General features: G+C 69.5%; 11 protein-coding genes. 4 read left to right on the top strand and 7 right to left on the bottom strand.

Annotated elements, in window-relative coordinates:
* Window positions 1-33: 33 nt before the first annotated feature.
* Window positions 34-654, bottom strand: a complete 621-nt coding sequence (gene ctaE, locus ACZ4MF_RS01750) for an aa3-type cytochrome oxidase subunit III (protein ID WP_071372384.1) — start codon at window positions 652-654, stop codon at window positions 34-36.
* Between the two features lie 166 nt (window positions 655-820).
* Between ctaE and ACZ4MF_RS01745 the strand changes: the two genes are divergently transcribed.
* A complete protein-coding gene (locus ACZ4MF_RS01745; protein ID WP_467488815.1) occupies window positions 821-1,222 on the top strand; it encodes a response regulator in 402 nt (133 codons plus the stop codon).
* 41 nt (window positions 1,223-1,263) lie between these two features.
* Here ACZ4MF_RS01745 and ACZ4MF_RS01740 read toward each other — a convergent pair whose 3' ends face one another.
* The 4 genes from ACZ4MF_RS01740 to ctaC all read right to left on the bottom strand — a co-directional run bounded on the left by ACZ4MF_RS01740 (window position 1,264) and on the right by ctaC (window position 5,752).
* Window positions 1,264-2,526, bottom strand: coding sequence for a L,D-transpeptidase (locus tag ACZ4MF_RS01740; RefSeq protein WP_467488813.1), 1,263 nt, complete (start codon window positions 2,524-2,526; stop codon window positions 1,264-1,266).
* Between the two features lie 144 nt (window positions 2,527-2,670).
* A complete protein-coding gene (locus ACZ4MF_RS01735; RefSeq protein WP_467488811.1) occupies window positions 2,671-3,069 on the bottom strand; it encodes a cytochrome c oxidase subunit 4 in 399 nt (132 codons plus the stop codon).
* A complete protein-coding gene (ctaD, locus tag ACZ4MF_RS01730; protein ID WP_071382878.1) occupies window positions 3,066-4,796 on the bottom strand; it encodes an aa3-type cytochrome oxidase subunit I in 1,731 nt (576 codons plus the stop codon). The genes ACZ4MF_RS01735 and ctaD overlap by 4 nt, the downstream gene beginning before the upstream one ends.
* Window positions 4,793-5,752, bottom strand: coding sequence for an aa3-type cytochrome oxidase subunit II (gene ctaC / locus ACZ4MF_RS01725; RefSeq protein ID WP_356020870.1), 960 nt, complete (start codon window positions 5,750-5,752; stop codon window positions 4,793-4,795). The genes ctaD and ctaC overlap by 4 nt, the downstream gene beginning before the upstream one ends.
* Before the next feature lie 257 nt (window positions 5,753-6,009).
* Between ctaC and ACZ4MF_RS01720 the strand changes: the two genes are divergently transcribed.
* A complete protein-coding gene (locus ACZ4MF_RS01720; protein ID WP_467488808.1) occupies window positions 6,010-7,395 on the top strand; it encodes an aminotransferase class V-fold PLP-dependent enzyme in 1,386 nt (461 codons plus the stop codon).
* Between the two features lie 12 nt (window positions 7,396-7,407).
* Here the strand turns inward: ACZ4MF_RS01720 and ACZ4MF_RS01715 are convergent, their stop codons facing one another.
* Complete coding sequence (locus ACZ4MF_RS01715; protein WP_467488806.1) at window positions 7,408-8,382, bottom strand: carbohydrate kinase family protein; 975 nt, start codon at window positions 8,380-8,382, stop codon at window positions 7,408-7,410.
* Between the two features lie 130 nt (window positions 8,383-8,512).
* Between ACZ4MF_RS01715 and ACZ4MF_RS01710 the strand changes: the two genes are divergently transcribed.
* On the top strand, window positions 8,513-8,722 hold the full coding sequence (locus ACZ4MF_RS01710) for a hypothetical protein (RefSeq protein ID WP_467488804.1): 210 nt from the start codon (window positions 8,513-8,515) through the stop codon (window positions 8,720-8,722).
* A gap of 110 nt (window positions 8,723-8,832) precedes the next feature.
* Window positions 8,833-10,326, top strand: coding sequence for a hypothetical protein (locus ACZ4MF_RS01705; protein ID WP_467488802.1), 1,494 nt, complete (start codon window positions 8,833-8,835; stop codon window positions 10,324-10,326).
* Between the two features lie 67 nt (window positions 10,327-10,393).
* Here ACZ4MF_RS01705 and ACZ4MF_RS01700 read toward each other — a convergent pair whose 3' ends face one another.
* Complete coding sequence (locus tag ACZ4MF_RS01700; RefSeq protein ID WP_030340884.1) at window positions 10,394-10,750, bottom strand: iron-sulfur cluster assembly accessory protein; 357 nt, start codon at window positions 10,748-10,750, stop codon at window positions 10,394-10,396.
* Window positions 10,751-10,985: the final 235 nt, after the last annotated feature.

Here is a 10,985-nt window from a genome sequence, read left to right as displayed (position 1 = left end):
CAGCGTCGATGCTTCTGGATGCGGGAGGTCCCGCTACTTGATCAAGTAGATCGTGGCGAAGAGGCCGATCCAGACCACGTCGACGAAGTGCCAGTAGTAGGACACGACGATGGCGGCGGTCGCCTGCTCGTGAGTGAACCTCTTGGCCATGTAGGTGCGGCCGAGGACCAGCAGGAAGGCGATGAGACCGCCTGTCACGTGCAGGCCGTGGAAGCCGGTGGTCAGGTAGAACACCGAGCCGTACGGGTCGGAGGACAGCGAGATGCCGTCCTTCTTCACCAGCTCGGTGTACTCGTAGATCTGACCGCCGATGAAGATCGCACCCATGATGAAGGTGACGATGAACCAGCCACGGAGCTTCTTCACGTCCCCGCGCTCGGCCGCGAACACGCCGAGCTGGCAGGTGAGTGAGGAGAGCACCAGGATCGTGGTGTTCGTCGCCGAGAAGGGCACATTGAGTGCTTCGGCCATGTGCTTCCAGTGCGCCGGACCCGTCACCGATCGCAGGGTGAAGTACATCGCGAAGAGGGCCGCGAAGAACATCAGCTCGGAACTCAGCCAGATGATGGTTCCGACGCTGGTGAGGTTCGGCCGGTTGACCGACGGGTGCGCGTGCCCGGTTTCTACTGTCGTTGCTGTCGCCACGACCGACATTATGTCGGTCGCTTATCCCGCCCTCACTCCGGGGGGTGCCGTTCGGAGTGTTGCTGCCCGCCGAACCGGTGTTGACGTGGTGTTCATGGGCGCTTTGACCGGAGTAAGCTCCGCCCGAACGGCCCTGTCCGTCCCGTCCGTACGACGCTGACGTCCCGGAGGAACAATGCAGCCGACCGCCACCGTGCTGGTTTACAGCGACGACTCCAACACCCGCGAACAGGTACGGCTGGCAGCCGGGCGCAGGCCCGCTCCCGACGTCCCCTTCGTCGAGTTCGTGGAGTGCGCGACCCCGGACGCGGTGCTGCGCGAGCTGGACCGCGGCGGCATCGACGTGTGCGTGCTCGACGGCGAGGCCGTGCCGATGGGGGGCATGGGCGTGTGCCGGCAGATCAAGGACGAGGTGTTCAACTGCCCGCCGGTGCTGCTGCTGATGGGCCGCCCGCAGGACGCCTGGCTGGCCACGTGGAGCCGCGCGGACGCCGCGGTGACCCTTCCGGTGGATCCGGTGGAGTTCACGTCCTCGCTGGCCTCTCTGCTGCGGCACAAGCGGCTGTTGAGCGCCTAGCGGCTCGGGGCGCGGCGGCCCCGCGCCCCGTCCGGGCACCCTCACTGCGCCGTTGGTACGAGTCTCACCCTGTCCGCCGCCGACTGGCCGACGGGCGTGCCGCTCGCCAGGGCGGTGCCCTGGCGCCACTTCTTCCAGTCGACGTTCCAGTCGCCGAAGCCGTTGCCGAAGGGCTCCATCTGCTTGCCGTTGGAGTTGACGACCTTGACGATGTCGCCCTCGCGGATGTTGTGGAAGAACCACTGGGCGTTCGACGTACTCATGCCGGTGCAGCCGTGGCTGACGTTCGCGGAGCCCTGTGAGCCCACGGACCAGGGCGCGGCGTGCACGTACTCGCCGGACCAGGTCACCCGGGTGGCCCAGTAGACGTTCAGGTCGTAGGAGTCGGAGGTGCCCTCGGCGATGCCGATCGTGGTGCCGCGCATCCGTACGAGGTAGCTCTTGTTCAGGACGACCTTGACGCCGTTGCGGGTCTCGAAGCCGGGCCTGCCCGTGGTGACGGGGATCGATCTGATCGCCTGGCCGTCCTTGTAGACCGTCAGCCGGTGCGCGGCGGCGTCCGTGACGGCCTCGACCCGGTCACCGGTGGTGATCTTCAGCGGCTTGGACGCGCCGCCCCACAGCCGGTCGCTGATCTTGATGCCGTCCAGGTTGCTGTGCACCGTGACGGTGGCGTGGGCGGGCCAGTACTCCTTGGGCCGGTAGTGGAGTTCCTTGCCGTTCACCCAGTACCAGGAGCCCTGCACGGACGGCGTGGACTCCACCCGCAGGGCGCGCTCGATGACGGCCCGCTGCCCCTTGTCCTTGATCTCCTGGTCGAGTTCGGCGGTGATGGGCTGCCCGACGCCGTACTCGCCCGAGTCCGGGCCGAGCGTGACGGTCAGTCGCTTCTTGGCGGTGGGCTTGCCGGTGTCGAACGTGAGGACCTTGCGGCCGGGCGCGCCGTCCTCGTCCTCCGTGCTCACCGCGATCGTGTAATGGGCGTTGGCGGCCAGCGGGGAGGTGCTGTGCCATCGACTGCCGTCGGCGGTGAGTTCGCCCGCCACGTGGCGTCCTGCGGCGTCCTGGGCGGTCACGTCGGTGATCCGGCCCTCGCCGTCGTTGGCGGTGATCTCCAGGGGCTTGTCCGGGTCGGCCCGCTTTCCCGCACCGGCGGGGCCGCTGACGGAGATCTGGTCCGCCGCGTCGTACGGCTTGGCCGACAGGGGGTTGCCGTCCGAACCGCAGGCGGTGACGCCCGCGCCGAGGGCGGTCACCAGCAGCGTGCAGCTGACGACGGTGCGGGTCCGCGGAGTGTGGTTCATACGATCACGCTATGAGGTGTTGACCCCATTTACCCGGTACGTAACCCGTACGAGGGATCGACACTGCTCCATTTGAACGACGACAGCCGGAAGCCCGGACGCTCCACATGGAGTGTCCGGGCTTCCGGCGCGCGTTCTCGTGTGCTACTGGGTGCGGTTCTCACCGTGGTAGTACTCGAACACCCAGCCGAACAGGCCGAGGACGATGAACGGGGCGGCGAAGTAGATCAGCCACCAGCCGACCGCGATGCTGAGGAAGGCGATCGCACCGCCGAAGCCCAGCAGCAGCGGCTGCCAGCTGTGCGGGCTGAAGAAGCCCAGCTCGCCCGCGTCGTCCGCGACATCGGCCTCCTTGTCGTCCTGGGCGCCCGCGTCGACCCGCCGGGCGGTGAAGCCCAGGTAGAAGCCGATCATGACGCTCAGGCCGAAGGCCAGGAACAGCGCGGTGGTGCCGGCCGGCTCCTTCGACCACACGCCGTACACGATGGCCATGATCAGGATGAAGACGCTCAGCCAGATGAACAGCCGACCCTGGATCTTCACTTGCCGGCCTCCTTGCTGCCCGCGATGGCACCGACGCCGGAGTGCTCCAGCTGCTCCAGAGCGGCGATCTCAGGGTGGTGCAGGTCGAACGCCGGGGATTCGCTGCGGATCCGCGGCAGGGTGAGGAAGTTGTGCCGCGGCGGCGGGCAGGAGGTCGCCCACTCCAGCGAACGGCCGTAGCCCCACGGGTCGTCGACGTCGACCTTCTTGCCGTACTTGGCCGTCTTCCAGACGTTGTAGAGGAACGGCAGGATCGACAGGCCGAGCAGGAAGGAGCTGATCGTCGAGACCGTGTTCAGCGCGGTGAAGCCGTCGGCCGCCAGGTAGTCGGCGTAACGGCGCGGCATGCCCTCGGCGCCCAGCCAGTGCTGGACCAGGAAGGTGCCGTGGAAGCCGATGAACAGCGTCCAGAACGTGAGCTTGCCGAGGCGCTCGTCCAGCATCTTGCCGGTCATCTTCGGCCACCAGAAGTGGAAGCCGGAGAACATGGCGAAGACGACCGTGCCGAAGACCACGTAGTGGAAGTGGGCCACCACGAAGTACGAGTCGGAGACGTGGAAGTCCATCGGGGGCGAGGCCAGGATGACACCGGTCAGACCACCGAACGTGAAGGTGATCAGGAAGCCGGTCGCCCAGAGCATCGGCGTCTCGAAGGACAGCGAGCCCTTCCACATCGTGCCGATCCAGTTGAAGAACTTCACACCGGTCGGCACCGCGATCAGGAACGTCATGAAGGAGAAGAACGGCAGCAGCACACCACCGGTGACGTACATGTGGTGGGCCCACACCGTCACGGACAGACCGGCGATCGCGATGGTCGCGGCGATCAGACCCATGTAACCGAACATCGGCTTACGGGAGAAGACCGGAATGACCTCGGAAATGATGCCGAAGAACGGTAGCGCGATGATGTACACCTCTGGATGGCCGAAGAACCAGAAGAGGTGTTGCCATAGCAATGCTCCGCCATTTGCGGCGTCGAATACATGGGCGCCGAATTTACGGTCCGCCTCCAGGGCGAACAGCGCGGCCGCGAGGACCGGGAAGGCGAGCAGGACCAGGACGGCGGTCAGCAGCACGTTCCACACGAAGATCGGCATGCGGAACATGGTCATGCCCGGGGCGCGCATGCAGATGATGGTCGTGATGAAGTTGACCGAGCCGAGGATGGTGCCGAAGCCGGACATGGCCAGACCCATGATCCACATGTCCGAGCCGACGCCCGGCGAGCGGACCGCGTCCGACAGCGGCGAGTAGGCGAACCAGCCGAAGTCGGCGGCGCCCTGCGGAGTGAGGAAGCCGCCCACCGCGATGAGCGAGCCGAACAGGTACAGCCAGTAGGCGAACATGTTCAGCCGCGGGAACGCCACGTCGGGCGCGCCGATCTGCAGCGGCATGATCCAGTTCGCGAAACCGGCGAACAGCGGCGTCGCGAACATCAGCAGCATGATCGTGCCGTGCATCGTGAACGCCTGGTTGAACTGCTCGTTCGACATGATCTGCAGTCCCGGCCGGGCCAGCTCGGCGCGCATGAGCAGCGCCATCACGCCGCCGATCAGGAAGAACGCGAACGACGTCACGAGGTACATCGTGCCGATCGTCTTGTGGTCGGTGGTCGTCATCCACTTGACCACGACATTACCGGGCTGCTTGCGCCTGACCGGCAGCTCGTCCGCGTACGAGCCTGCGGCTGCCGCGGCACCCTGGGGTTCGTTGAGGATGCTCACAGGTTGTTCGTCTCCCGGTTCTTCTCGTGGCTCGTCTGCGCGATGCCGGCGGGAATGTAACCGGTCTGCCCCTTCTTGGCGAGGTCCTTGAGGTGCGCCTCGTACGCTGCCGGGGAAACGACCTTCACGTTGAACAGCATCCGGGAGTGGTCGACACCGCAGAGCTCGGCGCACTTGCCGAGGAAGGTGCCCTCATGGTTGGGGGTCACCTGGAACGAGTTGGTGTGGCCCGGGATGACGTCCATCTTCATCAGGAACGGCACCACCCAGAAGGAGTGGATGACGTCACGGGACGTGAGGACGAAGCGGACCGTCTTGCCCTTGGGGAGCCAGAGGGTCGGACCGGGGTTGCCCGTCTGCGGGTTCTTCGTGGCGGGCGTGCCGACGTCGTAGACGCCGCCGGCGTTCGCCGGGAAGTCCTTCTTGAACCGGTCCGGAATGGCGTCCAGGTTCTTGTCGGTCTTCGCGTCGCCGGAGACACCGGGAACGCTCTCGACGTAGTTGAAGCCCCAGCTCCACTGGAAGCCCACCACGTTGACCGTGACGTCGGGCTTCTTTGAGAGGTCCAGGAGCTTCGACTCGTCCCGGGCCGTGAAGTAGAAGAGCACCGAGATGATGATGATCGGGACCACCGTGTACAGGGCCTCGATCGGCATGTTGTACCGAGTCTGCGGAGGTACCTCGACCTTGGTGCGGCTGCGCCGGTGGAAGAAAGCACTCCACAGGATCAGGCCCCACACCAGCACGCCGGTGGCCAGTGCAGCAGCCCAGGAGCCCTGCCACAGGGAGAGGATCCGCGGAGCCTCTTCCGTGGTCGGGGTGGGCATGCCAAGGCGGGGGAAGTCCTTGTATGTGCAACCGGTTGCGGTCGCCAGGACCAGGCCCGCGGTCAGTGCCTGCAGCAGCTTCCGCCGCATCGGGCGCCGCGGCGAGCGGTCGGAGCCGTTGGGACTCACGTAGCGCCTTCCCGAGAGTCTCGCCCGCGCGGTCGGCTGCGGCCTTCTCGCTGGTCGGTCGCCGCCCTGCGACGGGCAGGGGTTTGGATGTTTATGCGGACCAAACCCTAGCCCACCCTCTCCGAGGGTTCGCGGGGAGGGGTGCCTACTGGAGCGGGTGGTTCGCTGAATTGGCGGGCGCGGGCTCGTCGTGGCTGGTCGCACGGTTCCTCGCGCCCCTTGTCCGGCTGCCCCGTCCGCGGTCTTAACGTTGCCGTATGGCCTACTTTGACGCTGCCTCCAGCGCTCCTCTCCACCCGGTCGCCCGTCAGGCCCTGTTGGCCTCCCTGGACGACGGGTGGGCCGATCCCGCTCGGCTCTACAGGGAGGGGCGCAAGGCGCGGATGTTGTTGGACGCGGCGCGGGAGGCGGCGGCCGAGGCGGTGGGCTGCCGGGCGGACGAGGTGGTGTTCACGGCGTCCGGGACACAGGCCGTACACGCCGGTGTCGCGGGGGCGTTGGCCGGGCGGCGGCGGGTCGGAAGCCACCTGATCGTGTCGTCCGTCGAACACTCCTCCGTGCTCCATGCGGCCGACCTGCACGCGTCGGGCGGCGGGACGGTCACCCAGGTGGCCGTCGAGCGGACCGGGCGCGCCGACCCCGCCGCCTACGCGGCCGCGCTCCGGGAGGGCACCGCGCTCGCCGTGCTCCAGTCGGCCAACCACGAGGTCGGGACCGTGCAGCCGGTGGCCGAGGTGGCCGAGGTGTGCCGGGCGGCCGGGGTGCCGTTGCTGGTGGACGCTGCGCAGTCGCTGGGCTGGGGACCGGTCGGGGGCGGCTGGTCGCTGCTCGCGGCCAGCGCGCACAAGTGGGGCGGGCCGCCCGGGGTCGGACTGCTCGTCGTCCGCAAGGGGGTGCGGTTCGCCGCCCAAGGACCGGCCGGCGAACGGGAGTCGGGCCGGGCACCCGGGTTCGAGAACATCCCGGCGATCGTGGCGGCCGTGGCCTCGCTGCGCGCGGTACGCGCCGAGGCGGCCCAGGAGGCGGTGCGGCTGCGGGAGCTGACGGCACGGATCCGGACGCGGGTGCCGGCGACCGTGCCCGACGTCGAAGTCGTCGGCGACCCCGAGCGGCGACTGCCGGGGATCGTCACCTTCTCGTGTCTCTATGTCGACGGAGAGGCCCTGCTGCACGCGTTGGACGAGGCGGGTTTCGCCGTGTCGTCCGGATCGTCGTGCACGAGCAGCACGCTGACGCCCAGCCATGTGCTGAAGGCGATGGGGGTGCTGAGCGAGGGCAACGTCCGGGTGTCCCTGCCGCCGGGGGCGGCCGAGGCGGACGTGGAGCGGTTCCTGGAGGTGCTGCCGGGGGCCGTGGCGGGCGTCCGGGAGAAGCTGGGCGCCCCGGCCCCCGCGCCGGCCGTACCGGCCGGGGGAGCCGGGGAACTCGTCGTCGACTCCCTCGGCAAGCGCTGCCCGATCCCGGTCATCGAACTGGCCAAGGTGTTCGGTGACGTGCCGGTGGGCGGCACGGTCCGCGTCCTCTCCGACGACGAGGCCGCCCGGCTGGACATCCCGGCGTGGTGCGAGATGCGGGGGCAGGAGTACGTCGGGGAGGAGCCGGCGGAGCGGGGGACGGCGTACGTGGTGCGCAGGGTGGGCTGAGCCGCGCCGGGCTCAGCCCAGGTGGGCCTGGACCTCCCGCGCGGCCTCGTCCCCGTACGCCTTGGTGAAGCGCTCCATGAAGTGGGCGCGGCGCAGCTGGTACTCCTGCGTGCCGACCGTCTCGATGACCAGCGTGGCGAGCATGCAGCCGACCTGCGCCGCCCGCTCCAGGGACACGCCCCAGGCCAGCCCGGACAAGAAGCCGGCGCGGAAGGCGTCGCCGACGCCCGTGGGGTCGGCCTTGCGCTCCTCCTCGGCGCAGCCGACCTCGATCGGGTCCTCGCCGGCCCGCTCGATGCGCACGCCCCGCGAGCCGAGCGTGGTGACGCGGTGGCCGACCTTCGCCAGGATCTCGGCGTCGCTCCAGCCGGTCTTGGTCTCGATCAGGCCCTTCTCGTACTCGTTCGAGAAGAGGTACGTCGCCCCCTCCATCAGCACCCGGATCTCGTCGCCCTCCATGCGGGCGATCTGCTGGGAGAAGTCGGCGGCGAAGGGGATCGCACGCGAGCGGCACTCCTCCGTGTGGCGGAGCATGCCCTCCGGGTCGTCGGCGCCGATGAGGACCAGGTCGAGGCCGCCCACGCGGTCGGCGACGGTCTTCAGCTCGATGAGGCGGGCCTCGCTCATCGCGCCGGTGTAGAAGGAGCCGATCTGGTTGTGGTCGGCGTCGGTGGTGCACACGAAGCGGGCGGTGTGCAGGGTCTCGGAGATCCGGACCGAGTCGGTGTCCACGCCGTGCCGTTCGAGCCAGGCCCGGTACTCGTCGAAGTCGAAGCCGGCGGCACCGACCAGGATCGGCCGCGTACCCAGCTGCCCCATACCGAACGCGATGTTGGCGGCGACGCCGCCGCGGCGCACGTCGAGGTTGTCGACCAGGAAGGAGAGCGACACCGTGTGCAGCTGGTCCGCGACGAGCTGGTCGGCGAAACGGCCGGGGAAGGTCATGAGGTGGTCGGTGGCGATGGAGCCGGTGACTGCGATGCGCACGACGGGCATTCTCCTGCGGGAGGCTGGATTGACAGTTCACGCTACCCGGTCGGGCGACACCGCTGTAGTTGGCAAAACTACCCGATAGTAGCCCTTTCTTCGCACCGCCGGCCGAGCCTACGGTGCCAGCATGACGAACCTCAGGGTCCACTCCCCCGCCCCGGCCGACCTGGAGGGCGACCTCGCCACGCTGCGCGTCGACTGCGCCCGGATGGCCGGGCGCTGGTCGGTGCCCGCGCATGCCGAGTCGCGGCCGGTGCCGCCGTCCCGTATCCATGGGGTGCGCGTGCCGGCGCGCTCCGCGCGGCTGCTGGACGAGATGTCCGACTACGGCGACTGACGCACGGGCGCACCGCCCGGGAACCGCACGCTCCCCTCACGCGTCCCATTGCCGTCCCCCACCAGGGGGAGGCGGGGTACGACCTGCCTCGACCAACGAGGAGCGATGCGGTGAACACCGAGCGACCCGAGGACCGCGAGCACCTTGAGGGCTCCGCACACACCGGGAGTCGTGCGGAGCGCGCCGACGACGAGCACGGCGGACGGCGCCGGTCCCGGGCCGCCGTCCTCTCCGTGGCCGCCGCCGTGCTGCTGGTCGGCGGCGGTGGCGCCTATCTCGCGGCGAGCGGCGCCACGGGCGGTCGTACGGACGGCGGACCGGGGGCGGCCGGCGCGGGGGCCACTCCCCCGCCGCTCGCCCTGGACGGCCGGAGCGGCGACCCCTACGGCGCGACGTACGTGGCCCACGGCGGGCTGCCGGGCGGCCCCGGCTCCGCGCCGGTGTACACCCCGCGCGGCGAGGTCGGCCAGGACGCCGTGACCAGGCTCGCCCGGGCGCTCGGGGTGGCCGGGACGCCGGTGGCCGAGGGCGGGATCTGGCGGGTCGGCGGCAAGGACGGCACGGGCCCGAGCCTCACGGTGAACCGGGACGCGCCGGGCAGCTGGACCTTCAGCCGCTACGCGCCGGGCACCGACGACTGCGCGAAGGGCGCCCTGTGCTCACACGGCCCGATGGGTCCGACGGGCGGCGCGGTGAGCGTGTCGAGGGCGACCGCGGCGGCGGCCCCCGTGCTGAAGGCGGCCGGGCTGGACGACGCGAAGGTCGACGCGAGCCAGGTGATGGGAGTCCAGCGGGTGGTGAACGCCGAGCCGGTGGTCGGCGGGCTGCCGACGTACGGCTGGACGACCGGTCTGACGGTCGACGGGCAGGGCGAGGTGGCGGGCGGGCACGGGCTGCTCGCGGCGCCGGTGAAGGGCGACACGTATCCGGTCCTGGACGCGGCGAAGACGTTGAAGCTGATGAACGCGGCGCCGAAGGGCGACCACCGGATGGGGATCGGCGGCTGCACCCGTCCGGTGCCGGTCAAGGACCGGTTCGAGCGGCCCTGCGGGGCGGACGCCGGCACCTCCGGGGCGGACACGGCCACCGTCGACAAGGCGGTGTTCGGGCTCGCCGCGCACTCCGTCGCCGGGAAGCAGGCACTGGTGCCGTCCTGGCTGTTCCGGGTGCGGGGCGACGCGGCGGGCGGTGCGTACACGGTGACGTACCCGGCGGTCGATCCCGCGTATCTGACGCCCGCGCCGTCCATCGGGGCTCCCTCCGGCGGGGCTCCTTCGGGCGGGCCGAGCACGGCGCCGAAGCCGCACACCGTGAAGGTCGAGGGGTACACGGCCGACGACCGTGAGCTGACCGTGAGCTTCTACGGCGGGGTGTGCGCGGACTACTCGGCGGCGGCGAAGGAGAGCGACGGCAGGGTGACCGTCACCGTCACCGAGCATCCCTGGCCGGACAAGGTGTGCGTGATGATCGCCAAGGAGTACGTGAAGACCGTGCGGCTGACCGCGCCGCTGGACGGGCGGACGGTGGTCGGTGCGGACGGCACGCCGATCCCTCAGGCCAAGCCGGGCGCGCTGCGACCGGAGACCGGGGCACGGGCACGGTGACCCGGGCGTACGACGAAGGCGGCGGCCCCGCGGAGAGGGCCGCCGCCTTCGTCATGCCGTGGCGGGCTCAGCTGAAGGAGTCGCCGCAGGCGCAGGAGCCGGTCGCGTTCGGGTTGTCGATCGTGAAGCCCTGCTTCTCGATGGTGTCCACGAAGTCGACGGTGGCGCCGCCCAGGTACGGAGCGCTCATGCGGTCGGTGACGACCTTGACGCCGCCGAAGTCCTTCACCACGTCGCCGTCGAGCGAGCGCTCGTCGAAGAAGAGCTGGTAGCGCAGGCCGGAGCAGCCGCCGGGCTGGACGGCGACGCGCAGCGCGAGGTCGTCACGGCCTTCCTGGTCGAGCAGGGCCTTGACCTTGGCCGCGGCGGCGTCGGTCAGGATGATGCCGTCGGTGACGGTGGTGGTCTCGTCCGATACGGACATCTACATCTCTCCCGGGTTGTACGGAGACTGCTTGCCGACCAGTGCAACCGGCGCTTCCGCGGATTCATTCCGGGCCGGGCGGTCGCGTTGTCGCGGTTTCACTTCCGTCTTCATGCTCGCACATGGCCGAGGACGCGGACAGCGGCCCACGAGGCGGCTGGAGCGGGATTCATGTCACATCGACGTTATGGCCATCGTCAAAGTGACGTGAAGCGGATATGATAGATAGCGTCAG

It is taken from the genome of Streptomyces sp. NPDC025793, from assembly GCF_055558375.1.
This window is presented reverse-complemented; position numbering and strand designations above follow the sequence as displayed.